This is a genomic window from Streptomyces justiciae (genome assembly GCF_015163075.1).
Taxonomy (GTDB): domain Bacteria; phylum Actinomycetota; class Actinomycetes; order Streptomycetales; family Streptomycetaceae; genus Streptomyces; species Streptomyces justiciae.
In genome coordinates this window covers 82,267-106,798 of record NZ_JADDXU010000009.1, presented here as the reverse complement: position 1 = coordinate 106,798, position 24,532 = coordinate 82,267, and the positions used below count along the sequence as shown (strand labels likewise).

The window sequence follows — 24,532 nt, the reverse complement described above, 5'->3', positions numbered from 1 at the left end:
TACGCACCTGTCAGGCGGAGCGGGAGCGTCCGGGGGGTGTGGCGTGTTTGTGTGGGTGCATGACCGCAGAGACCGTCGAATACATCCGTTATCGCATCCCGGAAGACCGTTCGGCCGAGTTCCTGTCCGCCTACACCCGCGCCGCGGCACAACTGGCGGCGGCCCCGCAGTGCGTCGACTACGAACTCGCCCGCTGCGAGGAGGACTTCGAGCACTACGTCCTGCGCATCACCTGGACGTCCACGCACGACCACGTCGAGGGCTTCCGCAAGTCCGAGCTGTTCGCCGACTTCCTCGCCGAGATCCGTGCCTACGTCGGTGACATCGAGGAGATGCGGCACTACAAGCCGACGACGGTACGGGGGACGGGCGCGGCCGTGCCCACCCTGTACGCGTGGGCGGGCGGCGAGGAGGCCTTCGCCCGGCTGACGTCGGTGTTCTACGAGAAGGTCCTCAGGGACGACCTCCTCGCACCGGTCTTCGCGGGGCTCGCGCCCGAGCACGCCTCGCACGTGGCCATGTGGCTCGCGGAGGTCTTCGGTGGCCCGGCGACGTACTCCGAGACCCAGGGCGGCCACGGTCACATGGTCGCCAAGCACATGGGCCGCGGCATCACCGAGCCGCAGCGGCGCCGCTGGGTGAACCTGATCCAGGACGCGGCCGACGAGGCGGGCCTGCCGACGGACGCCGAATTCCGCTCGGCGTTCCTGGCGTACGTGGAGTGGGGCACGCGACTCGCCGTGTACTTCTCCGGCCCGGACGCCAAGCCGCCGACGGAGCAGCCGGTGCCGCGGTGGGGGTGGGGGGTGACGCCGCCGTATCGCGGGTGAGGCCTCGGCCTCAGGTACGCGGTGTCGTGGAGTCCTGGCCCACCCGCGTCGCGTCCGTGCCCCAGCTCGCCAGCAGGCGCAGGGCCTCGGCGGACGGGGAGCCCGGCTCGGCGGAGTAGGTGATCAGGGTCTGCTCCGTGCCGTCCGTCAGGCGGAACGACTCGAAGTTCAGGGCGAGTTCGCCGACCAGCGGGTGCATCAGCCGCTTGACGCCGTAGCTCTTCTCCTTGACGTCGTGGGTGGCCCACAGCCGCCTGAAGTCCTCGCTCTTGACGGAGAGTTCACCGACCAGGGCGGCGAGACGCGGGTCGTCGGGGTGGCAGCCCGCGTCCATGCGCAGGAAGCTGACCATGTCGTACGCCTTCTGGTCCCACTCCACGAACAGGTCGCGGTACTCGGGCCGCAGGAACACCAGCCGCGCCCAGTTCCGCTCCTGCGGCGGCAGCTCCGACCAGTCGCCGAAGACGGCGGCGGCCATCCGGTTCCAGACGAGAATGTCGGAGCGTCGGCCGGTGATGTACGCCGGGACGCCGTCCATCGTGTCCAGCAGCTGTCCGAGCGCCCCGCGCACCTGCTCCGTGCGCGCCGCCTGCTTCTTCTTGTGCTGCTTCGGCTTCGCGAGATGGGTGAGGTGCGCGTGCTCGGCGTCGTTCAGCCGCAGCGCGCGGGCGATGGCGTCGAGGACCTCCGCCGACACGTTCCGCCCGTTGCCCTGCTCCAGGCGGGTGTAGTACGCCACCGAGACGCCCGCCAGCTGCGCCAGCTCCTCGCGCCGCAGCCCCGGCACCCGCCGGTGCCGCCCGAAGTCCGGCAGCCCGACGTCCTCCGGCTTCAGCCGGGCCCGCCGGGTGCGCAGGAACTCGCTGAGCTCGGCCCGCCGGTCCAGCGTGCCCCCGGCTCCGCCGTGCTCCGCAGCCCTCTCGCCCGTCTCGGCTCTCTCGGCCCTTTCGTCCATACGTCAAGTATTCACGGTCGTACGTCCAGCATCCTGTCCCCGCCAGTAGTAGGACCAGCGAACGTACGCAAAGCTGTGACCTGGGTGAACGGCGATCGCTCGGGCACGCTGGACATCGTGCCCGGCCGGAAGGCAGCCGGGTGCGACCCCCCTCTTGAGGAGAACCCCCGCATGACCACCGTTGCCGCGTACGCCGCCCCCGCCGCGAAGGCCCCGCTGGAGCGGACCACCATCGAGCGGCGCCCGGTCGGCGAGTTCGACGTCCTGATCGACATCAAGTTCGCCGGCATCTGCCACTCCGACATCCACCAGGCCCGTGAGGGCTGGGGCGAGGCGATCTTCCCGATGGTCCCCGGTCACGAGATCGCGGGCGTCGTCTCCGAGGTCGGCCCCGGCGTCACCAAGTACGCCGTCGGCGACCGGGTGGGCGTCGGCTGTCTCGTCGACTCCTGCCGGGAGTGCGACAACTGCAAGGCCGGCCTGGAGCAGTACTGCACCGGCGGCAGTGTCCCCACGTACAACGGCGTCGGCAAGGACGGCGAGCCGACCTACGGCGGCTACTCGGAGAAGGTCGTCGTCGACGAGAACTTCGTCGTCCGTATCCCCGACGGCCTGTCCCTCGACGAGGCCGCGCCGCTGCTCTGCGCCGGCATCACCACGTACTCCCCGCTCAAGCACTGGAACGCCGGCCCCGGCAAGAAGGTCGCGATCCTCGGCATGGGCGGCCTCGGCCACATGGGCGTCAAGATCGCGCACGCGCTGGGCGCCGAGGTCACCGTCCTCTCCCAGTCCCTGCGCAAGAAGGACGACGGTCTGAAGCTGGGCGCCGACCACTACTACGCCACCAGCGACGAGGCGACCTTCAAGGAGCTCGCGGGCACCTTCGACCTGATCCTGTCGACGGTCTCGGCCCCGCTGAACCTCGACGCCTACCTGTCCCTGCTGAAGACGGACGGCGCCTTCGTGAACGTCGGCGCGCCCGAGGAGCCGGTCAAGCTCAACCTCTTCTCGGTGATCGCCGGCCGCAAGACCCTCGCCGGTTCCGGCATCGGCGGCATCCAGGAGACCCAGGAGATGCTGGACTTCTGCGCGGAGCACGGGTTCGGTGCGGAGATCGAGCTGATCAGCGCCTCGGAGATCAACGAGGCGTACGAGCGGGTGCTGGCGAGCGACGTCCGGTACCGGTTCGTGATCGACACGGCGACGATCTGACGCCTCCGGCGACGGTCGGTGTGGGGCCGGACGGCGAGAGTAGCCTCGGAACGAGGAGGCCAACACGATGACTGTTCAGCTGAACCACACCATCGTCGCCGCTCACGACAAGCAGGCGTCGGCCCGGTTCCTCGCCGACATCCTGGGACTGGAAGTGGGCCCGCAGTACGGTCCCTTCATCCCCGTCGAGATTCCCAACGGAGTGACCCTGGACTTCATGGAGGCGCCTGGGGACATCACGCCGCAGCACTACGCGTTCCTGGTGTCGGAGGACGACTTCGACACGATCTTCGGCCGTATCGAGAAGCGGGGTCTGACGCACTGGGCGGACCCGTTCCACCGACAGCGGGGCGAGATCAACCACAATGACGGCGGCCGCGGCACGTACTTCGACGACCCGAACGGCCACAACCTGGAGATCCTGACCAGGCCCTACGGCAGTGGCGACTGACGTCTGATTGCGCACGAGTGCCGGGGGCGGAACAGAATCCGCCCCCGGCTGTCACATCGCTCCAGTCCCTCGCGTCATGTCCGCGAAGGCAGTTCCTCGGCTCACAGAACTGGAGCAGTCATGACGACGACCCCCATCCTGATCACCGGCGGCACGGGCACCCTGGGCAGCCACGCGGTTCCGCTGCTGCGGGCGGCGGGCCGCACGGTGCGGGTCCTCAGCCGCCGCGACCGCGAGGACGCGGACGGGGTCGAGTACGTCACCGGCGACCTGATGACGGGCGAGGGCATCGACGCGGCACTGTCGGGTGTCGACACGGTCCTGCACCTCGCGGGCGGCCCGAAGGGCGACGACGAGGCGACCCGCACCCTCGTAAGGGCGGCCCGCGCAGCCGACGTACGGCACCTCGTCTACATCTCGGTCATCGGCGCCGACCGCGTCCCGCTGGCCTGGCTGCGGACCAAGCTGGACTCGGAGCGCGCGATCGCTGACTCGGGCATCCCCTGGACGACGTTGCGGGCCGCCCAGTTCCACGACCTGACCCTGACGATGATCGAGAAGCTGACGAAGCTCCCGGTCCTGCCGATACCGGGCGGACTACGCCTCCAGCCGGTCGACTCGGCGGAAGTGGCGGCGAGGCTGGTCGAGTTGACGCTGGGGGAGCCTGCGGGGCTGGTCCCGGACATGGCGGGGCCGGAGGTGCACGACTTCGCCGAGCTGGCCCGTCCCTATCTCGAACTCCGGGGCGCGCGGGGGCGGTTGCGGCTGCCGGTTCGTATTCCGGGGAAGGCCGGGAAGGCGTATCGGGCGGGGGCGAATCTCACGTTGGAGGGGGCGGAGAGGGGGAAGCGGACTTGGGGGGAGTTCTTGGCGGGGCGGGTGTGATGGACGGGTGCTCCGGGGTGGGAAAGGGGCGCTCCCGCGGCAGTAGCCGCGCCGCTGCGTCGAGGTCGCCGTCCTTGACCAGGGCGTGGATCTCATGGGCGAGCGGTGTCACGTCCCGGATGGCCACCGTCCACTCGTCGGCGTAGCGGCGCGCTGCCTCGCCGGACAGGCCGAGTTGCAGGGAACGGTACGGCAGGGGCTGTAGTCGGAGGTCACGTTCGGGGTCCCACTGCACGCGGGCCGGAGAGCGCTTCAACTGCCGTTGCCAGGTGGCCCGGTCGGGGTGCGCGTCGCGGACGTAGCTCGACAGGCACGAGTTCCGCAGCGCCCACTCGAAGCCGTCGCGGGTGATCTCCACGGCCAGGACGGTCTCCTGGCCTTCCTTGGTGCCCCATCCGCAGCGGTACATCATCCACAGGAAGCTGGGCTTGATCCATGTCATACGGTCGCGCTTCCAGGCGGCGGGGAAGCGGCCGTCGCGGGCGGCGGGGAGGCCGATCGTGGGGGAGTAGGCCTGGTAGACGGTGACGGTGGACGGGGTGTGGAGGGCGCGGATCTGGTGATGCTCGGGTACTTCCATGGCGTACAGGGTGTGGTCGGGGGGTGAGGGGCGACCACTGAATTTCTGCGTCGGTGCTTTTTTTGGGGTGCTTTTAGATGGCGCGAGTCCAGAGCGTGAGGTCGCTGCTGGTGGCGACGGCGAGGGTGCGGCCGGAGGGGGAGAAGCCGACCGCTCGTAGTTCGCTGTAGTGGGAGTGGAAGATGTGCCACCATCCGTCGCCGTGCGGTTCGCGGTGCGGCATGCCGCTGCCGTGGGTGAGCAGGACCCGGTCGTGGGGCCAGGCGGGTTGGACGACCTCAAGTCCCCATCCGCCCGCGGCCGTCATGTGCAGCCCTCCGCCGTAGAGCCCGGCGATGTGCACCCTGGTGCCGGCGAGCGGACCGAGCCCCGGGCAGGTCAGGTCGTCGGTTCCGTCAGGGGCGCAGTCCTCGTCGTCGGGGTCCCGGTCCCGGGCGATCTTCTCCCCGCTGACGGCGTCGAAGAGCCCGTGCCCGTCGTGCGAGACGACCATGACCAGGTCGTTCCCGTTCTCGGGATGCGTCCCGAACCCGATCCCGAGCAGCCCTCCGACCGGTGCGCAGGAGGCGTGACGCGGGGAGAAGACGGGCTGCCAGGGCGCGGGCGCGGGCAGTACGGGGGCGGCGAGGAGCCGGTCGCGGAGGGCCTGTTGGTAGGGGGTGAGGGTGTCCATGGCGTCATGATCCATGACGTACGACTGCTGCGTGCGCCTACCGCTGACCGGTCAGCGCTCGATGAAGCGGGGGTCGGGCCATGCGGTGATCGGTTCGTCGGACACCGAGTAGATCTCCAGGAGGGAGTCGACGATCACGCAACCGCACCGCATCCACACCGCCCCACCACCCGGGCATGCGGAACCTGGGCCAGCAACGCCCTGCAGACACCTGCTCTCCCTTGTCGGCTTGACCCGCCTACCGCCATCCTCCCAGCGCCCGCTCCGCGTTATCCACCAACTCCTTGTACGTCACCGCCTCGACGCGGCTCAGGTGGGTGTTGAGAGTGCGCAGGGCCTCGTTGATGGCTTCCTCGGGCACGTCCGGTTGTAGGGACGGGTGGCCGATCAGTACCAGAGCGCTCGCCCGGCGGGTCTCGATGCCGAGTTCGTCCCTGATCCGCTGTCGATGTTCGTCCAGGCCGACGAGGTAGTTCACCGCTTGGCTCACCGCGTCGTGCACCTCGGCCGTCGGCACCCAACACCCTCGGTGTCTTTTGACGAGGGAGCCCTTGAGGCTCATGGCGCGCTTCAACTCGACGATGTGCAGCGCGCCGTCCCCACGTATCAGAGGGATGTCGACCTCATCGCCCGGCACGAGCCTGCGCTGGACCGCCTGGCCCACGAACTGCCCGCCGAAGATCCAGTGTTGGCCGTCCAGCGCACGCTGCAGATCGCTCTCGCTCGCTCGCGGGTCCTCCACCGTCGTGCGCAGCGCCTTGAGCCCCCGCCGACGCCGTTGGACCTCCGCGGCCCGCAGCAGCAGTTGCCCGTCTCGGTCCGCTGCCAGAACCGCGAGCGACTCCGGGGACATCACGATGCGGCGAGCGGTGGCCTCCGGGTCCTCCACGTCCACCCGCTCCTGGAAGACCTGCTCGAGCCACGCCGCCACCTCGGCGCTGCCCCGCAGGATGCGACAACGGCCCGTCCGTTCCTGCGACTGCTGCATGTAACGCGCGTCCTGGGCAACGCCCTTCACGTGGGTGAGCACTTCGCCCGCGCCCGCGTCGGGATGCTGGGCCAGGTATTCGTCGCCGAGTTGCATGAAGAAGGCGAGCGTCGCGGAGAGCGTTCGTGCCAGGTAGTCCTGATGTGAACTCAGGGGTTCTGTCGACCGTTGGAAGAGCCGGTACCGCTCCTCGAAGTCCGGCCGGAGGATCCGTCCTTCCGCGTAGTCCAGCGAGTCCTGCACCAGCCGTACGACGTGCCATTCGTCGAGCGCCGCCGCGGTGGCCCGCACGTCCCGCAACAGGGCGACGAGCGTGCGGCCTCCCCGGTAGGGGCTTCTGCCGCTGTTCATGTGCCGGACGACCGCTTCAAGGGCGTCCTTGACCTTGGGGTCGCCGGCTTGCTCGGCCACGTGATCCAGCTGGAGCTTCAACGCGAAGTCAGATCTCACATCCACGGACGCGATTATCTGTGGGCGCTGCTATTCCGATGCGATCATCCGGTAACGCGCCATGACGTCGAGAAGCAGCGCGACGCGACTTCGGGTCGGTCCGTCGACGGCCCCCTGCACACTCACCGACACCTCACCGCCGCCCACGGACTGAGCTACGTGCAGCTCGACCCGCCGACGTCCGACGAGCGGGTAGACGTACCAGGCCGAGAGCGGTTGTTCGTCATCCGTGCCCGGGAGCGCCGTGTCGATCGCCAGCCAGTCACTGTCGTCGAAGTCGTAGGCCACCTCCGCGGCGAGCGACTCGCAGAAGGGGCGGAGGTTGGTCTCCCAGATCCAGCCTGCCGCGACGGTCGTGTCCCGAGCCGCTTCGGCCCCTGGATCAAGGGTGTTGAGGTCCTCGTACACGGCACCCAGGACCCGACCCGTCAGCTCGCCGACCGGTGTGGTCTCCACGAGGGCCCAGCCGGGCAGTTGCCGCTGAAGGTCGACGGGGAGGTCGTCGCTGTCCGGGTCCGACAGCCGGTACAGGACGCTGAAGGTGGTCTCCCGCGCGACGGCGCGAGCGATGTCGATGACGTCTTCAGCCTGACTCGTGCCGTACCGAAGGGCAGCGACCGTGACGGCGTCCCAAGCCTGGACATCCTGCGCAAGGGCACGCAGGAGCCGGTACCGGGCCAGTTGCGGAAACCCCTCCCTGACCTCGGACTCCGCCCAGCCCCGTGCGTCGTCGGCGCCGGCACCGAGAGCCGTGAGCAGGCGTACGAGCATCTCGGCGTCCGTCACCTGGCATCAGCCGCCGGCCTTGGCAACGCCGACAGGACAGGACACACCCGTCCCGCCTATGCCGCAGTACCCCGCCGGGTTCTTGTCGAGGTACTGCTGGTGATATTCCTCGGCGGCATAGAAGGGGCGGCCCTCCGCCGGGAGGATCTCCGTGGTGATCGTGGCGTGGTGGCCCGACGCCGTCAGGGCCTTCTGGTAGGCCTCGCGGGAGGAGTGGGCCCTGTCGGCCTGCGCTGGGGTGTGGGTGTGGATCGCTGAGCGGTACTGGGTGCCTACGTCGTTGCCCTGGCGGAAGCCCTGGGTGGGGTCGTGGGATTCCCAGAAGGTTTTCAGGAGGCGGTCGTAGGAGATGACGGTCGGGTCGAAGACCACGCGGACCACCTCCGTGTGGCCGGTGAGGCCCGAGCAGACCTCCTCGTAGGTGGGGTTCTCGGTGTGGCCGCCCTGGTAGCCGACCACGGTCGTGTACACACCGGCCGGGAGCTGCCAGAACTTGCGCTCGGCTCCCCAGAAGCAGCCCAGGCCGAAGTCGGCGATCTCCAGGCCCTCGGGGTAGGGGCCCAGGAGCGGGGTGTTGAGGACGGTGTGGTGGTCGGGGAGGCTGAACAGCGGCTCGGGGCGGCCCTGCAGCGCCTGTTCGGGCGTGGGGAGGACAGGCGTACGGCCGAACAGCATGGCGTGCTCCTTCGTCGGGGGAGGGCGGCGCAGCCGTCAACACCAGGCCGCCGCCCCCGCATTCCGGCGCCCCGCCTCAGTGCGGAAGCGTTGCCGGGCTGCCGCCGTTCGCCTCGTAGCCCGCCACCGCCAGCGCCCGGTAGACCGCGAACTCCGCCGCCGGGTCGGGGGACAGGGTCCACGGCAGGGCGCCCACATGGCCGTCGATGTGGAGGAGCTGGTTCATGGCCTCCGCCCAACGCTCGCCGCGGACCAGGAAGAAGACCAGCATGTGCCGGACGTGCGCCAGCATCGGGTCGTCCGCGCGGGCCGAGTGCACGGCGTGCAGGGCGCCGTGTATCGCCTTCGTGACGACCTCGCTCTGATAGAAGCCGGCGACCAGGTTGACCTCGGGCAGGTGCTCGAAGACCGCGAACAGCGGCATCGCCGAGAGGAGGGAACCCTGGGGCGCGCGGGCCGCGGCCGCCTCCGCGAAGGACATCGCCTGCTCGCGCGAACCGTGCCACTTCTCGCACCAGTAGTGCAGCGCCGCCAGATGCGCGCCCATGTGCGCCGGCGCGCGGTCCAGGATCTTCAGCCAGAGCTGCTCGAACTCCTCACGGGGGTACGCGAGTCCGCGCGCCACCGACAGCTCGACGATGTACGGGATCGGGTCACCCGGAGCCAGCAGCGCCGCCTCGGCGCACGCCGCCTTCGCCTCCTCCATGATGATCCGGAAGTCGTCCGTGCCCGGCGTCGCCGTCCGCCACGCCTGCTGCACCAGGAACTCCGCATGCACCGCCGCGCCGCCCGCGTCCTTCGGTGCCTCGGCCCGCCACACCCGCAGCCACTGCCCGCCCGGCGTCTCGCTCACCCCGCCCGGACGCCGCGCCAGCTCCAGGGAGGCCGCCCCCGCGAACGCCTGCACGCGCTGCCAGCGCAGCTCGCCCGCCGCCTCGGTGCCGGCGAGGAGCTGGGAGGCCGCGCGGTGGTCCTGGGTGCGCTGCACCAGGTCCAGGACGTCCAGCAGGTCCTGGTCGGGGCCGGGCATCCGGACGTCCAGCTCCTCCTGCCGTACGAAACCGTAGTCCGCCGGGTCCGCGGCGTCGGGGTGGCCCGGCGGGACCCGCTCGATCATGCCCCGTCGGCGCCTCAGGACGGGCAGCACCACGAAGCCCAGCATGACCAGCGCCATCAGGACCCAGAGAATCTCCATGCCACAAGCGTTCCAGACGCCGCCGACAATTGGCCAACCCGGTCCCCTGCCTGTGGAAAACCCGGCCCGGACGACTCTCCCGTCGGGGGCATGTACACCTCACCGCCGACATCGGTCCGGAATGCGGACTACGCTCGGGGCCCATGAGCGACAGGCACACCAGTCAGCACTTCGAGACCCTCGCGATCCACGCGGGCAACACCGCCGATCCCCTCACCGGCGCGGTCGTCCCGCCGATCTACCAGGTCTCCACCTACAAGCAGGACGGCGTCGGCGGCCTGCGCGGCGGCTACGAGTACAGCCGCAGCGCCAACCCGACCCGCACCGCCCTGGAGGAGAACCTCGCCGCCCTCGAAGGCGGCCGCCGAGGTCTCGCGTTCGCGTCCGGACTGGCGGCCGAGGACTGCCTGTTGCGTACGCTGCTCAGCCCCGGCGACCACGTGGTCATCCCCAACGACGCCTACGGCGGCACGTTCCGCCTCTTCGCGAAGGTCGTCGCCCGCTGGGGCGTGGAGTGGTCGGTCGCCGACACCAGCGACCCCGCCGCCGTGCGGGCCGCCATCACCCCGAAGACCAAGGCCGTGTGGGTGGAGACCCCCTCCAACCCGCTGCTCGGCATCACCGACATCGCCGCCGTCGCACAGATCGCGCGGGACGCGGGCGCGAAGCTCGTCGTCGACAACACCTTCGCCACGCCGTACCTCCAGCAGCCGCTGTCGCTCGGCGCCGACGTCGTCGTGCACTCCCTGACCAAGTACATGGGCGGCCACTCCGACGTCGTCGGCGGTGCGCTCATCGTCGGCGACGAGGCGCTCGGCGAGGAACTGGCGTACCACCAGAACGCCATGGGCGCGGTCGCCGGGCCCTTCGACTCCTGGCTGGTGCTGCGCGGCACCAAGACGCTGTCGGTGCGCATGGACCGGCACAGCGAGAACGCGACCAAGGTCGCCGACATGCTGACCCGGCACGCGCGCGTGACGAAGGTTCTCTACCCGGGTCTTACGGACCACCCCGGGCACGAGGTCGCCGCCAAGCAGATGCGCGCGTTCGGCGGCATGGTCTCCTTCCAGGTCGAGGGCGGCGAGGAGGCGGCCGTCGAGGTCTGCAACCGCGCCAAGGTCTTCACGCTGGGCGAGTCCCTGGGCGGCGTCGAGTCCCTGATCGAGCACCCCGGCCGCATGACGCACGCGTCCGCCGCGGGCAGCGCCCTGGAGGTGCCCGCCGACCTGGTGCGCCTCTCCGTGGGCATCGAGAACGTCGACGACCTGCTGGAGGACCTCCAGCAGGCGCTGGGTCGGTAACCCGTCCGGCTCACCAGCCGGTCAGCGGTGGAGTCGTCTCCGACGGCGGCTCCACCCAGGGGCGGGCCATCACCGCCCACACCACGAACGCCACGCTCGCCGCGAACAGCAGGAACCACAGCACGCGGCGGGCCGCCCGCCTGCGCCGCAGCATCCGGGCACCCCGGCGCACCACCTCGTCATGCAGCTCCGGCGGCACCGGCGGCGGCACCTGCTCCATGACCCGCCGCACGGCGGCCTCCCGCTCCGGTCGGTTCACGGCCGCCTCCCACGCACGGTGGCCTCACGCTCCGGACGGTTCACGGCCGCCTCCAGCCCGTCGTACGTCCGATCGGCACCGGCCCTCTCATGACGCCGCCACCTTCGCCCCGCCCACCGTCGGGGCCGGGCCCCGTGGCGGGTGGAGCAGCGTCGCCGTGGCCCGGTCGCAGATCGTGTGGACGCGTTCCGTCGGCAGGCCGAGGAGGGCCGCCGTCTGTTCCTCGGCGACACCTTCGTAGAGCCTCAGGACGAGGACGAGCCGCTCCTGCGGCGCCAGTCCGGCCAGCGCGCCGGCGGGATGCGGGCGGGCGCCGAACAGGCCGCCGTACTGGTGCCATGCGCCGCGGGCGAAGCGGGTGGCCAGGTACTGGCGGGTGCGGTCGTACGGGTCCTCGCCGTGCAGTCCGTCCCAGCACGCGTACGTGTGCGCCAGCGACAGCGTGAGCAGGCGCCGCGCGCGCGGGTTGTCGTCCGGGGCCTCCGCCGTGAGGAGCGTCGCGGCATGCAGCAGTCGCCCGGCCGCGCCCGCGACGAACGCCTTGAACTCCCGGGCCCGGCGGGCGTCTTGCGACGCATGCCGTTGTCGCACCGCGCCTCCCGCCTCAGGCCGACCGTACGAGGGAACCGGACCCTGGTCGCGTACGGGATACGGAACCGTGTGCGACTCGGGACCCGGTCTCATATGAGGCCCATGGCGGCCTTTCGGTCAAGAGCCGCGCGCCGTTCCGCCCCGGCGGGTGCGCACGGGAACCCGGGAACCCTCCGGTGTCCCTCAGGAAGCGGTCGGCGCATCCGCCCCCGGCAGCCCCTGTGCCGCCATCCGCGAGGAGAGCGCGGTGTTGAAGCGCGTGAGGAGCGTGCAGAACGCCTCGCGCTCCTCCGGCGCCCAGTCGTGTGTCAGCTCGGCCATCAACTGACGCCGGGAGGAGCGCACTTCCTCCAGGCGCGACAGCCCGCGCGGGGACAGCTGGAGCACCACCGCGCGCCCGTCCTCCGGGTGCGAGGTGCGCTTGACGAGCCCGGTGTCCACGAGCGGCGCCACCTGCCGGGTGACCGTCGACGAGTCGATGCCCATGCTCGCGGCGAGCGCCTTGACGCCCATCGGGCCTTCTTTGTCGAGGCGGTTGAGCAGCAGGTATGCGGCGCGGTCCATGGAGTTGCGCACCTGCCCGACCCCGCCGAGCCGGGTCTGTTCGGCACGGCGGGCGAAGACCGCCACCTCGTGCTGCAGCGTGTCGAGGAGACCGGTGTCACCGACGGTCGTCATGTCCATCGACATTTCAGGTGTTGTGGGCATGGCCGGGGGCTCACTTCAGATAAAGGGTGCTGGGTTGGGGGACAGGGTACGCGGCCGGAAGGCGGGCCGTACCGGCGCTGCGCAAACCGGTCTCGGAGGTTGGTCACAGCGGCCGCTCGCGCCTGTGAACTGCGATGCTTGTGTCATGAGCTACGGCACGGCTGACTCCTTGCACTCCCTGCGGCCCGTCACCCTCGACGACGTGCGCGGCGCCCAGAAGATGCTCACGGGCGTGGCGCGGGTGACCGCGATGGAGGGCAGCCGGCACCTCTCGCAGCTGGTGGGCGCGCCGGTGCACTTCAAGTGCGAGAACCTCCAGCGCACGGGGTCCTTCAAGCTGCGTGGCGCCTACGTCCGGATCGCCGGGCTGCTGCCCGAGGAGCGGGCCGCCGGGGTCGTCGCCGCGAGCGCGGGCAACCACGCGCAGGGCGTCGCGCTGGCGTCGTCGCTGCTGGGCGTGCGGTCGACGGTGTTCATGCCGAAGGGTGCCCCGCTCCCCAAGATCAGCGCGACCCGGGAGTACGGCGCCGAGGTGAGGCTGCACGGGCAGGTGGTCGACGAGACGCTGGCCGCCGCGCAGGAGCACGCGGAGCGGACCGGGGCGGTGTTCATCCACCCCTTCGACCACCCCGACATCATCGCGGGCCAGGGCACGGTCGGCCTGGAGATCCTGGAACAGTGCCCCGAGGTGCGCACGATCGTCCTCGGCATCGGCGGCGGCGGTCTCGCGGCCGGCGTCGCGGTCGCCGTGAAGTCGCTGCGGCCCGACGTACGGATCGTGGGCGTGCAGGCGGCGGGCGCGGCGGCGTACCCGCCCTCGCTGGCGGCGGGGCGCCCGGTGTCGATCGAGAACCCGGCGACGATGGCCGACGGCATGAAGGTCGGACGGCCCGGCGACGTGCCGTTCGAGATCGTCGGCGAACTGGTCGACGAGGTGCGCACGGTCACCGAGGACGAGCTGTCCGCGGCGCTCCTGCTGAGCCTGGAGCGGGCCAAGCTGGTCGTCGAGCCGGCCGGCGCGAGCCCCGTCGCGGCGCTGCTGAGCGACCCCGGCGCGTTCGAGGGACCGGTCGTCGCGGTGCTGTCCGGCGGCAACGTCGACCCGGTGCTGCTCCAGCGCGTCCTGCGGCACGGCATGGCCGCGCAGGGCCGCTACCTGGCCGTACGGCTGCGGCTGACCGACCGTCCCGGTGCCCTCGCCACGCTCCTCGGGGTGTTGTCAGTGGTCGACGCTAACGTCCTCGATGTGAGCCACGTGCGGACCGACCCACGGCTCGGGCTCACGGAGGCGGAGGTCGAGCTGCACCTGGAGACAAAGGGCCCCGAGCACTGCGCCGAGGTCGGCCGAGCCCTGCGGGACGCGGGTTACACGGTCATCGACTGAGGTCAGCGGCTTGGATTCACCCTTTCGGGAAAGTCCGTTGAGACTCGCGATACATCGCGTTATGGTGTGTTGCGGGAAAAGGACAGGCGACAGAACCAGCGCAAACCTAGGCTTTTCGAAGAATCCCCGAAGACGTGGAGACTCATATGCCAGGCGCCATCTACGCCGAAGGTCTCGTGAAGACCTTCGGTGACGTAAGGGCTCTGGACGGCGTCGACCTCGACGTGCCGGAAGGCACCGTCCTGGGCCTGCTCGGGCCGAACGGCGCGGGCAAGACGACGACCGTCCGCTGTCTGACGACCCTGCTGCGGCCCGACAGCGGCAAGGCGGTCGTCGCCGGCATCGACGTCCTCAAGCACCCCGACGCGGTGCGCCGTTCCATCGGACTGTCCGGCCAGTTCGCGGCGGTCGACGAGTATCTGACCGGCCGCGAGAACCTCCAGATGGTCGGCCGCCTCTACCAGATGAGGGCGAAGGCCGCGAAGGCCCGGGCGGCCGAGCTGCTGGAGCAGTTCGACCTCGCCGACGCCGCCGACCGCCCCACCAAGACCTACTCCGGCGGCATGCGCCGCCGCCTCGACCTCGCGGCCGCCCTAGTCGTCTCCCCGCCCGTGATGTTCATGGACGAACCGACGACCGGCCTCGACCCCCGCAACCGCCAGATGCTGTGGGACGTCATCAAGCGACTCGTCTCCGGCGGTACGACACTCCTGCTGACCACGCAGTACCTCGAAGAGGCCGACCACCTCGCCCATGACATCGCCGTCGTCGACCACGGCCGGCTCATCGCCCAGGGCACCTCCGACCAGCTCAAGGCCCGCACCGGCGGCGAGCGCGTCGAGGTCGTCGTCCATGAGCGCGAGGACATCGCGACCGCCTCCGAGGTCCTGCGCGGCTTCGGCAAGGGGGACACCACGGTCGAGGAGCACACCCGCAAGCTCACCGTCCCCGTCACCGGCGGCGCCAAGCTGCTCGCCGAGGTCATCCGCGAGCTCGACACCCGGGGCATCGAGATAGACGACATCGGACTGCGCCGCCCCACCCTCGACGACGTGTTCCTCTCCCTGACCGGCCACGTGGCCGAGGCGAAGGACGAGGAGAACGGCGCCGGGAGCGGCGACGCGAGCGGCAAGGAGGCCGTCAGGAAATGAGCGCCGTCACCGACACCGCACGCGTCGCACCGGCCGGCAACCCGGTCAGCCAGTCCGTCCGGGACTCCATGGTCGTCGCCCAGCGCAACCTGATCCGGATGTCCCGCATCCCCGAGATGATCATCTACGGGCTGATCCAGCCCATCATGTTCGTGGTGCTGTTCACCTACGTCTTCGGCGGCTCCATGCAGATCGGCGGCAGCACCAGCGCCGTCGACTACAAGAACTTCCTGATGGCCGGCATCTTCGCGCAGACCGTCACGTTCGCCACCGCCAGCTCCGGCGCCGGCATCGCCGACGACATGCACAAGGGGCTCATCGATCGCTTCCGCTCCCTGCCCATGGCCAGGGGCGCGGTGCTCACCGGGCGCACCTTCGCCGACCTCGTCCAGACCGCGCTCACCCTGATAGTCCTCGCGGTGGTCGCCCTGCTGGTCGGCTGGCGCGTCGGATCGGACGCGCCCACCAACGCCGGCAAGGTGCTGGGCGCCTTCGGGCTGCTGCTCCTGCTCGGGTACGCCTTCACCTGGATCGGCGCCCTGATCGGCATGTCCGTCCGCACCCCCGAGGCGGCCACCTCCAGCGGCCTGATCTGGCTCTTCCCGGTCACGTTCATCTCGAACGCGTTCGTGGACACCAGCCACATGACCCCGTGGCTGCGCCATGTCGCCGACTGGAACCCGTTCAGCGCCACCGTCCAGGCCTGTCGTGAGCTCTTCGGCAACCCTGGCGTCTCACCCTCCGAGGCCTGGCCGATGCAGCACCCGGTGTGGGCCTCGCTGATCTACTCGATCCTGATCATCGTCGTCTTCAGAACCCTGTCGGTCAGGAAGTACCGCTCGGCGACGGCGTGACAGCGCCGGAATGACTGCGCCGGAATGACCGCGACGGAATGACTGCGACGGCATGACAGAGCCCCCGGCGCCGGGAGGCGCCGGGGGCTCGTCGAAGAGAACGGCTCAGCCGTTGTAGGGCTCCGCCTTGAGGATCTTCACGGACGCCTTCTTGCCGTTGGGCAGCTCGTACTCCGCGTCCTCGCCGACCTTGTGGCCGATCACGCCGGAGCCCAGCGGGGACTGCGGCGAGTAGGTCTCGATGTCGGAGCTGGCGTACTCGCGGGAGGCGAGCAGGAAGGTCATCGTGTCGTCCTCGTCGCCGTCGAAGGCGATCGTCACGACCATGCCGGGGGCCACCGCGCCATCGGCGGACGCCGGGGCCTCGCCGACCTTGGCCTTCTCCAGGAGCTGGGTCAGCTGGCGGATGCGGAGCTCCTGCTTGCCCTGCTCTTCCTTGGCCGCGTGGTACCCGCCGTTCTCGCGCAGGTCGCCCTCCTCGCGCGCGGCCGCGATCTTCGCGGTGACTTCCTCGCGCGCGGGACCAGACAGGTACGCCAGCTCTTCCTTGAGCTTGGTGTACGCCTCCTGCGTAAGCCAGGTGACGTCTTCGCTGGTCTGGGTCACAGGTGCTCCTCGTAGGTACTGGGAATACAAAGCATCGCCCTACCCAGAAGAATGTTCCTTCACGGATGGGCGAAACCACGAGCCTAACAATTCAGCGGCCCAAGGGGGAGGACATAAGCCATCAGAATCACGTCAACGCAGGTCAGCCCCTACGTAATGCGGCTGAACTCAGTCGGCGTGGCAGCCCAGGAGCTCGGCGGTGGTGCCCGGAGACGTCGTACGGAGCGTGACGACCTTGTCGATGCGGGTGGCGTCGCCGGAGAAGCGGAAGTCGGCCCGGCCGACCTCGGCGCCGTTCTCGGCCTGGGAGCGGATCGTGCAGTAGCCGCTGGCGCCGGCGTCCTTGCGGACCTCCAGATGCACCTGCACCGAGTCCTTCTTCTGCTCGAAGGTGATCACCTCGGCACTGATCTTGTTCTGGCCGACGTAGTGCCAGGCGAAATAGCCGATCATCGCGAGCAGCAGGGCCCCGAGGACGGCACCGGCGATCTTGAGCTTGTGGTCGGCGCGCTCGTCCGAGGAGCGGCCGTAACGGCCCTCGGGCAGCTTCGTGGCGGCCGTACTCATGATCGTCCTCCGGACCCCGGAATTATTCGCCCCCCGATTCGGTCACTATAGAAGCGCCGATCGCCCCCGAAGACACCGGGGCGCCGACTTACTGAGGATCGAGTCTTGACTGACCAGCTGCGACTGATGGCCGTTCACGCGCACCCCGACGACGAGTCGAGCAAGGGCGCGGCCACCATGGCGAAGTACGTGTCCGAGGGGGTGGACGTGCTGGTCGTGACCTGCACGGGTGGGGAGCGCGGCTCCATCCTCAATCCGAAGCTGCAGGGCGACAAGTACATCGAGGAGCACATCCACGAGGTACGCAAGAAGGAGATGGACGAGGCCCGCGAGATCCTCGGCGTCAAGCAGGAGTGGCTCGGCTTCGTCGACTCCGGCCTCCCCGAGGGCGACCCGCTGCCCCCGCTCCCCGAGGGCTGCTTCGCCCTGGAGGACGTCGACAAGGCGGCCGGCGAGCTGGTCCGCAAGATCCGCGCGTTCCGTCCCCAGGTCATCACGACGTACGACGAGAACGGCGGCTACCCGCACCCCGACCACATCATGACCCACAAGATCTCGATGGTGGCGTTCGAGGGCGCGGCGGACACCGAGAAGTACCCGGAGGCCGAGTTCGGCCCCGCCTACCAGCCGCAGAAGCTCTACTACAACCAGGGCTTCAACCGCCCCCGCACCGAGGCGCTGCACCAGGCGATGCTGGACCGCGGCCTGGAGTCGCCGTACGGGGAGTGGCTCAAGCGCTGGAACGAGATCGAGCGCACCGAGCGCACCCTGACCACGCACATCCCGTGCGCCGACTTCTTCGAGATCCGCGACAAGGCCCTGATCGCGCACGCCACGCAGATCGACCCCGACGGCGGCTGGTTCAAGGTCCCGATGGAGGTCCAGAAGGAGGTCTGGCCGACGGAGGAGTACGAGCTCGCGAAGTCCCTCGTCGATACCTCCCTCCCCGAGGACGACCTCTTCGCGGGCATCCGCGACAATGCCTGACATGAGCGCAAGCGTGAGCCTGGCAATGACGCATCTCGTCCCCCTCGCCAAGGAGGTGGACGAGAACAAGGTCACCCCCGGTGTCCTCGGCTTCATCGTCTTCGCGGTGATGGCCCTGGCGGTGTGGGGGCTGATGAAGAGCATGAGCCGGCAGCTGGGGAAGGTCGACTTCAAGGAGACCCCGGACCCGGACGCCGAGACCGCCTCCGAGACGGCCTCGGCCAAGCCCGGCGCCGGCCAGAGCTGACGCAGGTCATGGCGGGTGGCGGGCGGAGCTGACCCCGGTCACCCGGCGGTCAGCTCCTCGCCGCCACCGCCACCCCCATGACCTCCCGCGCATGCCGGTTCGGGACCATCCCGAGGCGCCAGGCCTGCCAGCCGGACTCCAGGCTGATGCCCCGTTCCAGTAGCAGCAGGTACGCCTCGACGTAGTCGTCCAGCTTCTCGTCCCGGGACGGATGGCCGCCGCGGGCCAGCTGTGACAGCTCCTCCTGCGCCACCGCCGTACCGATCTCCACACCGCCCGGGGCCGCGTACGGCAGCAGCGTGCAGCGCAGGAAGCGGGCCCAGTCCTCGCCGCGGCGGTCGCCGTACGACGTGAACAGGCCGATCGCCTCGTCGCACAGGGCGAGCGCCTGCGGCGTGCGGGCGTTGCCCGCGTCCACCACCGCCAGCTCCAGGCACGTCCACGCCTCGCCGTGCGCGACGCCGATGCGCTGGAAGTCGGCGCGGGCGTCGACGAGGAGTTGACGGGCGAAGCCGGAGTTGCGCAGGGAACCCGTCTGCGCCGCCCGCTGGTCGCGGGTCACGCGCGCCGAGTGGTGCCGGGCGCAGGCCAGGCCGTACACGTCGCGGATGCGGGAGAACATCGTCCGGGAGCGTTCCAGCTCGCGGACCGCCAGGTCCAGGTTGCCCGTCTCCTCCAGCGCCTGGCCCAGGTAGTACACCGACCAGGCCTCGCCGCGCGCGTCCTCGTTCTCGCGGTGCCGGGACGCCGCCTGGCGCAGACCGTCCACCGCCGGGGAGGGATCGCCGGCGACCAGACGGGCGCGGGCCAGCTGGGTCAGGGCCCAGGCCTCGCCGCGGGCGTCGCGCGTGCGGCCGTAGAGATCCAGGGCGGTGCGCAGCTCCTGCTCGGCTCTGGACACGTCGCCCATGCGCAGGCCCAGCTGGCCGAGCTGGAAGTGGGCCCAGGCCTCGCCGTGCACGGACTCGCCCGCGTGGTGCAGGACCAGGGACTGGGTGAGCAGGTCCATGGCCTCGGACAGGTGGGCGCGGTCGCGTTCCACCGCCGCCAGCGCGTGCATGGTCCAGGCGCGGTCCGTCGCCAGTTCGGGGGCCGCCTGGAGGTCCAGGGCCTCGTGCAGCTTGGTCGCCGCCTCCGTCAGGTTGCCCTGGTGGTGGAGGGTGATGCCGAGGGAGCAGAGGGCGCGGGCCGCGCCCGCGTCGTGGTGGGCCTCCATGTACAGGTCGACCACCGAGGTCAGGGTGGTGCGGGCCTTGTCCAGCTCGCCGAGCTGGCGGGCCGCGATGCCGGTGCGCCACTGGACCGAGCGCACCAGCAGGCCCTGGTCGACGGCCTGCGCCAGCTCGCTGATCTCGCCGAGGCGGTAGAGGTCGCCGCGCAGCAGGCAGTAGTCGCACAGCGCGCCGAGCAGGTTCAGCACCGCCGCCTGGTTCACGCCCTCCGCGTGCCGCAGGGTCGAGGTGATGAAGCTCGACTCGTCGTCCAGCCAGCGCAGCGCCTCGTCGAGGGACGTGAAGCCGTGCGGGCTGAAGCGGTCCGAGCGGGTCGACATGTTGCCGTCGACCAGGCGCAGCACGGAATCCGCCAGCTCGGCGTAGTTCACGATGAGACGTTCCTGCGCCGAGGTGCGCTCCGCCGGTTCCTCCTCGTCGAGGAGGCGGGCCTGGGCGAAGGCGCGGACCAGGTCGTGCAGGCGGTAGCGGTCCCCGCGGACGTGGTCCAGCAGTCCCGCGCGGGAGAGCGCGACGAGCTGCCGGGTCGCCTCCGACTGGTCGGTGGCGAGAAGCGCCGCCGCCGCTGCCGCGCCCAGGGAGGCACGCCCTGCCAGCGCCAGTCGGCGCAGCAGGCGGCGGGCGGTCTCGGACTGGTCGGTGTAGCGCAGCCACAGCACCCGCTCGGCCGGCTCCACCGGGCCGTACGCGCCCAGGTCCGAGGCCAGTTGGCGCGGTGAGCGCGGGCCGAGGGACGAGCCCGCGATGCGCAGCGCGAGCGGCAGGCCGCCGCACAACTCCCTGATCCGGTCGGCGGATTCGGCGTCGTACGGCCCCGACTTGTCCTGCGCGGTCGCGCCCAGCAGCTCTTCCGCGCCCGCCGGGTCCAGGGCCTCGACCGGCAGATGGTGCACCCAGGCCGGCAGATCGGCGGGCAACCGCAAAGGGGTGCGGCTGGTGACCAGGACCAGGCTGTCCGAACGCTCGGGGACGAGGGTGCGGACCTGCTCGGGGTCCGAGGCGTCGTCCAGGACGACCGTCACCGGCAGGCCCGTCAGATGCTGGTGGTACAGCTCGCTCAGCCGCTTGACCTGCTGGTCGGGGGAGGAACGCTCCCGGAACAGCAGCTGCTCGCGGGGCGCGCCGAGCCGGTTCAGCAGATGCAGCAGCGCGTCGCGGGTGGGCAGCGGCGGCTCCTCCGGGCTGTCGCCGCGCAGGTCCACCACGCACGCGCCACGGAAGTAGTCCCGCAGATCGTGCGCGGCGTGCAGGGCCAGGGCGGTACGGCCGCTGCCGGGCGAGCCGTGCAGCACGACCACCGTGGGCCGGGTCTCGGTGCTGGCCCGCGCCGACTGCACCCACTGCCTGATCCGCCCCAGCTCCTGCCGACGCCCCGCGAACTCGGCGACGGGCTCCGGGAGTTGGCCGAACGACTGCTCCAGCACGTTCCGCCCGCGGGCTGCCGCGCTCTTGTCGGCGCCCTTCAGCCGCGGTCCCGTCTTCTTCGGCCCGGTCGACGCGCTCAGCACCCTTTGCTGGTCCAGGAACGGCCGGATGCCCCGCACCTCGAGCGCGGTCAGCCACGACAGCCGCAGCTGCTCGGGCCCGCCCGGCTGACTTGCTGCGCCCGCCTGGTGATGAGCGGCCGGCAGATGCGACCCGGCGACCTTCACCACCGTCGCCGCGGCCCCTACGACACCCACGGTCACCCCGGCGCCCAGGGCCGTCCCCGCGCCGGTCCCCAGCGCCAGGTCGGCGACGACGGCCGCGGCGGCGGCAACTCCGGCCACCAGCAAGGGAGTTCCGCCGCCCTGCTGGGCGTACCGCTGCCCGAACGTCAGCTGCCCGGCCGCCGCCTCGTCCAGCGCGCGCGTATAGGCCTCGTACTCCTCGGCGGCCGTCTCGGCCATGGCGTCCAGCGCGCCGCGCGCCCGGGACAGCAGCACACCCCCGTCGATCCGCCCGCCCGACCGCCGCACCTCCTCCTCCACGGCCCGCACCACCAGCCGCTCGGCCTCCACCCGATGGCTGTCCCGCATGTCCGGTCCCCCTCCGACGACAACGGTTTCTTGGTCAAGTGTGCTGCGGACGGGGCATCGGGGCGAGAGGGCGAGCGGAGTCAACAACTCCGTGGAGGGTTTGTGAATTGACGCTGTGGAACGGCTGTGTGGCTATCGTGATCGCCGACAACGCAGCAAGAGACGGGGAAAACGCATGTCCGCGGACAACACCACACCGGCCCGGCCACCCCAGGGGCCCCATCAGCCGCGCTGGGCCTGGTGGGTCGTCGGAATCGTCATCCCGGTCGTGGGCATCCTCATCACGGTGCTGATGAACGGCCCGGGTTCGTCGGACGACAAAGCCGCGGACGACACCGACACGGTCCGGCCCACCACATCGGCCGACGAGAAGACCGCGACCACGCCGCCCCCCACCAAGAGCCCCGCCGCGGACCGCGTGCTCTACGGCCCGGACGAGGTGAAGGTCGACCTGAGCGGCGGCGGGGCGATGTACATCGACCTCGACACCTCCGAGCCGCTGCTGTCGGGCTCCGACATCAAGGGCGCCGACCTGATCTACCAGACCACCGGCGACGACCCGACGCTGTACACCCCGGACTCCGCGCTGACGCTGGCACCGCTGGCCGGCTCCGGCGACGCCCCCGCCCCCACCGCCTCGGAGTGCGCGGACGCGGTGGAGAGCAACGGTGCCTACACCGGAACGGCACAGCGCGGCGGCCGCTTCTGCCTTCTGACAGGTGAGGGCCGCGTCGCCTACCTCCGTGTCGTCGCCGTGCCCCCGGGCAGGGGCGTCGGCAGGCTCGACGTCACCGTCTGGGACACGCCTGCCGCCTGACCTCCGGGGTACTGCGGCAGGATGGACCCCATGCCGAACCGACTGGCCCAAGAGACGTCCCCCTACCTCCTCCAGCACGCGGACAACCCCGTCGACTGGTGGCCGTGGTCCGGCGAGGCCTTCGAGGAGGCGCGCAAGAGCGGGAAACCGGTGCTGCTCAGCGTCGGATACTCCAGCTGTCACTGGTGCCATGTGATGGCCCACGAGTCCTTCGAGGACCAGGAGACCGCCGACTACCTCAACGCCCACTTCGTCAACATCAAGGTCGACCGTGAGGAACGCCCCGACGTCGACGCCGTCTACATGGAGGCCGTGCAGGCCGCCACCGGGCAGGGTGGGTGGCCGATGACCGTGTTTCTCACGCCCGATGCCGAGCCCTTCTACTTCGGTACCTACTTCCCGCCCGCGCCCCGGCACGGGATGCCGTCCTTCCGGCAGGTGTTGGAGGGGGTGCGCAGTGCGTGGGCCGATCGGCGGGACGAGGTCGCGGACATCGCCGGGAAGATCGTGCGGGATCTCGCCGGGCGGGAGATCTCCTACGGCGACTCGCAGGCACCCGGCGAGGAGGAGCTCGCGCAGGCGCTGCTCGGGCTGACGCGGGAGTACGACCCGCAGCGCGGCGGGTTCGGCGGGGCGCCCAAGTTCCCGCCGTCCATGGTCGTGGAGTTCCTGCTGCGGCACCACGCCCGGACCGGCGCCGAGGGTGCCTTGCAGATGGCGACGGACACGTGTGAGCGGATGGCGCGTGGCGGGATCTACGACCAGCTCGGGGGTGGGTTCGCGCGGTACTCCGTCGATCGGGAGTGGGTCGTGCCGCACTTCGAGAAGATGCTCTACGACAACGCGCTGTTGTGCCGCGTCTACGCTCACCTCTGGCGCGCCACCGGCTCCGAGCTCGCCCGCCGTGTCGCGCTGGAGACCGCCGACTTCATGGTGCGGGAGCTGAGGACCGCCGAAGGCGGGTTCGCCTCCGCGCTCGACGCCGACAGCGACGACGGGAGCGGGAAGCACGTCGAGGGGGCGTACTACGTCTGGACGCCCGCGCAGCTCACCGAGGTGCTGGGCGAGGCGGACGCCGAACTCGCCGCGCAGTATTTCGGGGTGACGGACGAAGGGACCTTCGAGGAAGGGGCCTCCGTTCTTCAACTGCCGCAGCAGGAAGGCGTGTTCGACGCCGAGAAGGTCGCGTCCGTCAAGCGGCGGCTGCTTGACGCCCGCGACGCCCGGCCCGCTCCGGGCCGGGACGACAAGGTCGTCGCCGCCTGGAACGGGCTCGCGATCGCCGCGCTGGCCGAGACCGGTGCCTTCTTCGACCGCCCCGACCTCGTCGAGGCCGCCGTCGCCGCCGCCGATCTCCTCGTACGACTGCATCTCGACGAGCAGGCGCGGCTCGCCCGGACCAGCAAGGACGGTCATGTCGGCGCCAACGCGGGGGTGTTGGAGGACTACGCGGATGTCGCGGAGGGGTTCCTCGCGCTCACGGCCGTGACGGGGGAGGGGGTGTGGCTGGAGTTCGCCGGGTTCCTGCTCGACCATGTGCTGGCGCGGTTCGTCGACCCCGAGTCCGGTGCCCTGTACGACACCGCCTCCGATGCCGAGCAGCTCATCCGGCGGCCCCAGGACCCGACCGACAACGCCGCGCCGTCCGGGTGGACCGCCGCCGCGGGGGCGCTGCTGAGCTATGCCGCGCAGACCGGTGCCGAGCCTCATCGCACCGCCGCCGAGCGGGCGTTGGGCGTCGTGAAGGCGCTCGGGCCGCGGGTGCCGCGGTTCATCGGGTGGGGGCTCGCGGTCGCCGAGGCGCTGCTCGACGGGCCGCGGGAGGTCGCCGTCGTGGGGCCCGCCCTCGATGATCCGGCCACAAAGCTGTTGCATCGCACGGCACTTCTGGGGACGGCTCCCGGTGCCGTCGTCGCCGTGGGAGCCGTGGGGAGTGACGAACTTCCGCTGCTCGCCGACCGGCCGCTCGTCGGCGGTGAACCGGCCGCGTACGTCTGCCGTAACTTCACTTGTGACGCACCGACGACCGAGGTCGAACGGCTTCGATCATCCTTGAACGGGTGAAGTCACCACACCCCTACGAAACATAGTATTTATCGGAAGATCCCTCGCACTTCACAGATCACCCAT

At 70.5% G+C, this 24,532-nt stretch carries 25 protein-coding genes; 12 read left to right on the top strand and 13 right to left on the bottom strand.

From position 1 onward, the window contains the following. Positions 1-59 precede the first annotated feature (59 nt). Entirely contained in the window at positions 60-830 is a 771-nt protein-coding gene (locus IQ210_RS24895; RefSeq protein ID WP_194081333.1) for a group II truncated hemoglobin, read from the top strand. A gap of 10 nt (positions 831-840) precedes the next feature. On the opposite strand, the gene IQ210_RS24890 is transcribed toward IQ210_RS24895, so the two are convergent. Continuing rightward, positions 841-1,785, bottom strand: a complete 945-nt coding sequence (locus tag IQ210_RS24890) for a helix-turn-helix transcriptional regulator (protein WP_194081332.1) — start codon at positions 1,783-1,785, stop codon at positions 841-843. A gap of 171 nt (positions 1,786-1,956) precedes the next feature. Between IQ210_RS24890 and IQ210_RS24885 the strand changes: the two genes are divergently transcribed. The 3 genes from IQ210_RS24885 (at position 1,957) to IQ210_RS24875 (ending at position 4,333) form a co-directional block, all read left to right on the top strand. Next, a complete protein-coding gene (locus tag IQ210_RS24885) occupies positions 1,957-2,997 on the top strand; it encodes an NAD(P)-dependent alcohol dehydrogenase (protein ID WP_194081331.1) in 1,041 nt (346 codons plus the stop codon). A 67-nt stretch (positions 2,998-3,064) separates the two neighbouring features. Next, on the top strand, positions 3,065-3,448 hold the full coding sequence (locus IQ210_RS24880) for a VOC family protein (RefSeq protein WP_194081330.1): 384 nt from the start codon (positions 3,065-3,067) through the stop codon (positions 3,446-3,448). A 120-nt stretch (positions 3,449-3,568) separates the two neighbouring features. After that, positions 3,569-4,333 carry an SDR family oxidoreductase gene (locus IQ210_RS24875; RefSeq protein WP_194081329.1) on the top strand — a complete coding sequence of 255 codons (765 nt, stop codon included), beginning with the start codon at positions 3,569-3,571 and terminating at the stop codon, positions 4,331-4,333. On the opposite strand, the gene IQ210_RS24870 is transcribed toward IQ210_RS24875, so the two are convergent. The 6 genes from IQ210_RS24870 to IQ210_RS24845 all read right to left on the bottom strand — a co-directional run bounded on the left by IQ210_RS24870 (position 4,269) and on the right by IQ210_RS24845 (position 9,680). Beyond that, a complete protein-coding gene (locus tag IQ210_RS24870; protein ID WP_194081328.1) occupies positions 4,269-4,913 on the bottom strand; it encodes a DUF4291 domain-containing protein in 645 nt (214 codons plus the stop codon). The two genes, IQ210_RS24875 and IQ210_RS24870, sit on opposite strands and share 65 nt — an antisense overlap. 73 nt (positions 4,914-4,986) lie before the next feature. Then, positions 4,987-5,586: a hypothetical protein gene (locus tag IQ210_RS24865; RefSeq protein ID WP_194081327.1), complete on the bottom strand. Its 600-nt coding sequence runs from the start codon at positions 5,584-5,586 to the stop codon at positions 4,987-4,989. Positions 5,587-5,824: 238 nt separating this feature from the next. After that, the gene (locus IQ210_RS24860) at positions 5,825-7,030 is read right to left on the bottom strand and encodes a Shedu anti-phage system protein SduA domain-containing protein (RefSeq protein WP_322656671.1); all 1,206 of its coding nucleotides are present in this window, start codon (positions 7,028-7,030) and stop codon (positions 5,825-5,827) included. Between the two features lie 24 nt (positions 7,031-7,054). After that, the gene (locus tag IQ210_RS48260; protein WP_322656669.1) at positions 7,055-7,810 is read right to left on the bottom strand and encodes a hypothetical protein; all 756 of its coding nucleotides are present in this window, start codon (positions 7,808-7,810) and stop codon (positions 7,055-7,057) included. Between the two features lie 6 nt (positions 7,811-7,816). Continuing rightward, positions 7,817-8,485, bottom strand: a complete 669-nt coding sequence (gene msrA, locus IQ210_RS24850) for a peptide-methionine (S)-S-oxide reductase MsrA (protein ID WP_194081326.1) — start codon at positions 8,483-8,485, stop codon at positions 7,817-7,819. A gap of 76 nt (positions 8,486-8,561) precedes the next feature. Beyond that, a complete protein-coding gene (locus IQ210_RS24845) occupies positions 8,562-9,680 on the bottom strand; it encodes a hypothetical protein (protein ID WP_194081325.1) in 1,119 nt (372 codons plus the stop codon). Positions 9,681-9,823: 143 nt separating this feature from the next. On the opposite strand from IQ210_RS24845, the gene IQ210_RS24840 reads away from it, so the two are divergent. After that, a complete protein-coding gene (locus IQ210_RS24840; RefSeq protein WP_194081324.1) occupies positions 9,824-10,981 on the top strand; it encodes a cystathionine gamma-synthase in 1,158 nt (385 codons plus the stop codon). Between the two features lie 10 nt (positions 10,982-10,991). Here IQ210_RS24840 and IQ210_RS24835 read toward each other — a convergent pair whose 3' ends face one another. The 3 genes from IQ210_RS24835 to IQ210_RS24825 form a co-directional block, all read right to left on the bottom strand. Then, a complete protein-coding gene (locus IQ210_RS24835) occupies positions 10,992-11,240 on the bottom strand; it encodes a hypothetical protein (protein WP_194081323.1) in 249 nt (82 codons plus the stop codon). Positions 11,241-11,327: 87 nt separating this feature from the next. Next, entirely contained in the window at positions 11,328-11,831 is a 504-nt protein-coding gene (locus IQ210_RS24830) for a sigma factor-like helix-turn-helix DNA-binding protein (RefSeq protein ID WP_194081322.1), read from the bottom strand. A gap of 183 nt (positions 11,832-12,014) precedes the next feature. Beyond that, positions 12,015-12,521: a MarR family winged helix-turn-helix transcriptional regulator gene (locus IQ210_RS24825; protein ID WP_179143498.1), complete on the bottom strand. Its 507-nt coding sequence runs from the start codon at positions 12,519-12,521 to the stop codon at positions 12,015-12,017. 163 nt (positions 12,522-12,684) lie between these two features. Between IQ210_RS24825 and ilvA the strand changes: the two genes are divergently transcribed. The 3 genes from ilvA to IQ210_RS24810 all read left to right on the top strand — a co-directional run bounded on the left by ilvA (position 12,685) and on the right by IQ210_RS24810 (position 15,928). Further along, entirely contained in the window at positions 12,685-13,923 is a 1,239-nt protein-coding gene (gene ilvA, locus IQ210_RS24820; protein WP_194081321.1) for a threonine ammonia-lyase, read from the top strand. 146 nt (positions 13,924-14,069) lie between these two features. Continuing rightward, the gene (locus tag IQ210_RS24815; protein WP_194081320.1) at positions 14,070-15,074 is read left to right on the top strand and encodes an ATP-binding cassette domain-containing protein; all 1,005 of its coding nucleotides are present in this window, start codon (positions 14,070-14,072) and stop codon (positions 15,072-15,074) included. Further along, on the top strand, positions 15,071-15,928 hold the full coding sequence (locus IQ210_RS24810) for an ABC transporter permease (RefSeq protein WP_194081319.1): 858 nt from the start codon (positions 15,071-15,073) through the stop codon (positions 15,926-15,928). The genes IQ210_RS24815 and IQ210_RS24810 overlap by 4 nt, the downstream gene beginning before the upstream one ends. Before the next feature lie 105 nt (positions 15,929-16,033). Here the strand turns inward: IQ210_RS24810 and greA are convergent, their stop codons facing one another. After that, positions 16,034-16,534 carry a transcription elongation factor GreA gene (gene greA / locus IQ210_RS24805; RefSeq protein ID WP_079310968.1) on the bottom strand — a complete coding sequence of 167 codons (501 nt, stop codon included), beginning with the start codon at positions 16,532-16,534 and terminating at the stop codon, positions 16,034-16,036. Positions 16,535-16,702: 168 nt separating this feature from the next. Continuing rightward, positions 16,703-17,101, bottom strand: coding sequence for a DUF4307 domain-containing protein (locus IQ210_RS24800; RefSeq protein WP_194081318.1), 399 nt, complete (start codon positions 17,099-17,101; stop codon positions 16,703-16,705). 105 nt (positions 17,102-17,206) lie between these two features. Between IQ210_RS24800 and mca the strand changes: the two genes are divergently transcribed. Together mca and IQ210_RS24790 are read left to right on the top strand one after the other, a co-directional pair. Beyond that, positions 17,207-18,088, top strand: a complete 882-nt coding sequence (mca, locus tag IQ210_RS24795; RefSeq protein WP_194081317.1) for a mycothiol conjugate amidase Mca — start codon at positions 17,207-17,209, stop codon at positions 18,086-18,088. Further along, positions 18,081-18,335: a hypothetical protein gene (locus IQ210_RS24790; protein ID WP_194081316.1), complete on the top strand. Its 255-nt coding sequence runs from the start codon at positions 18,081-18,083 to the stop codon at positions 18,333-18,335. The genes mca and IQ210_RS24790 overlap by 8 nt, the downstream gene beginning before the upstream one ends. A 49-nt stretch (positions 18,336-18,384) precedes the next feature. Here IQ210_RS24790 and IQ210_RS24785 read toward each other — a convergent pair whose 3' ends face one another. Next, positions 18,385-21,585, bottom strand: a complete 3,201-nt coding sequence (locus tag IQ210_RS24785) for a tetratricopeptide repeat protein (RefSeq protein ID WP_194081315.1) — start codon at positions 21,583-21,585, stop codon at positions 18,385-18,387. Between the two features lie 175 nt (positions 21,586-21,760). On the opposite strand from IQ210_RS24785, the gene IQ210_RS24780 reads away from it, so the two are divergent. Together IQ210_RS24780 and IQ210_RS24775 are read left to right on the top strand one after the other, a co-directional pair. Then, positions 21,761-22,402 (top strand): hypothetical protein, encoded by a 642-nt coding sequence (locus IQ210_RS24780; protein WP_194081314.1) that lies wholly within the window; start codon positions 21,761-21,763, stop codon positions 22,400-22,402. A 30-nt stretch (positions 22,403-22,432) separates the two neighbouring features. Then, complete coding sequence (locus tag IQ210_RS24775; protein WP_194081313.1) at positions 22,433-24,466, top strand: thioredoxin domain-containing protein; 2,034 nt, start codon at positions 22,433-22,435, stop codon at positions 24,464-24,466. Positions 24,467-24,532: the final 66 nt, after the last annotated feature.

Excerpts from the sequence above, each read along its gene's own strand:
- IQ210_RS24895 (WP_194081333.1), top strand. The coding sequence starts at position 60 with ATGACCGCAGAGACCGTCGAATACATCCGTTATCGCATCCCGGAAGAC.
- IQ210_RS24890 (WP_194081332.1), bottom strand. The coding sequence starts at position 1,785 with ATGGACGAAAGGGCCGAGAGAGCCGAGACGGGCGAGAGGGCTGCGGAG.
- IQ210_RS24885 (WP_194081331.1), top strand. The coding sequence starts at position 1,957 with ATGACCACCGTTGCCGCGTACGCCGCCCCCGCCGCGAAGGCCCCGCTG.
- IQ210_RS24880 (WP_194081330.1), top strand. The coding sequence starts at position 3,065 with ATGACTGTTCAGCTGAACCACACCATCGTCGCCGCTCACGACAAGCAG.
- IQ210_RS24875 (WP_194081329.1), top strand. The coding sequence starts at position 3,569 with ATGACGACGACCCCCATCCTGATCACCGGCGGCACGGGCACCCTGGGC.
- IQ210_RS24870 (WP_194081328.1), bottom strand. The coding sequence starts at position 4,913 with ATGGAAGTACCCGAGCATCACCAGATCCGCGCCCTCCACACCCCGTCC.
- IQ210_RS24865 (WP_194081327.1), bottom strand. The coding sequence starts at position 5,586 with ATGGACACCCTCACCCCCTACCAACAGGCCCTCCGCGACCGGCTCCTC.
- msrA (WP_194081326.1), bottom strand. The coding sequence starts at position 8,485 with ATGCTGTTCGGCCGTACGCCTGTCCTCCCCACGCCCGAACAGGCGCTG.
- IQ210_RS24845 (WP_194081325.1), bottom strand. The coding sequence starts at position 9,680 with ATGGAGATTCTCTGGGTCCTGATGGCGCTGGTCATGCTGGGCTTCGTG.
- IQ210_RS24840 (WP_194081324.1), top strand. The coding sequence starts at position 9,824 with ATGAGCGACAGGCACACCAGTCAGCACTTCGAGACCCTCGCGATCCAC.
- IQ210_RS24825 (WP_179143498.1), bottom strand. The coding sequence starts at position 12,521 with ATGTCGATGGACATGACGACCGTCGGTGACACCGGTCTCCTCGACACG.
- ilvA (WP_194081321.1), top strand. The coding sequence starts at position 12,685 with ATGAGCTACGGCACGGCTGACTCCTTGCACTCCCTGCGGCCCGTCACC.
- IQ210_RS24815 (WP_194081320.1), top strand. The coding sequence starts at position 14,070 with ATGCCAGGCGCCATCTACGCCGAAGGTCTCGTGAAGACCTTCGGTGAC.
- IQ210_RS24810 (WP_194081319.1), top strand. The coding sequence starts at position 15,071 with ATGAGCGCCGTCACCGACACCGCACGCGTCGCACCGGCCGGCAACCCG.
- IQ210_RS24800 (WP_194081318.1), bottom strand. The coding sequence starts at position 17,101 with ATGAGTACGGCCGCCACGAAGCTGCCCGAGGGCCGTTACGGCCGCTCC.
- IQ210_RS24790 (WP_194081316.1), top strand. The coding sequence starts at position 18,081 with ATGCCTGACATGAGCGCAAGCGTGAGCCTGGCAATGACGCATCTCGTC.
- IQ210_RS24785 (WP_194081315.1), bottom strand. The coding sequence starts at position 21,585 with ATGCGGGACAGCCATCGGGTGGAGGCCGAGCGGCTGGTGGTGCGGGCC.
- IQ210_RS24780 (WP_194081314.1), top strand. The coding sequence starts at position 21,761 with ATGTCCGCGGACAACACCACACCGGCCCGGCCACCCCAGGGGCCCCAT.
- IQ210_RS24775 (WP_194081313.1), top strand. The coding sequence starts at position 22,433 with ATGCCGAACCGACTGGCCCAAGAGACGTCCCCCTACCTCCTCCAGCAC.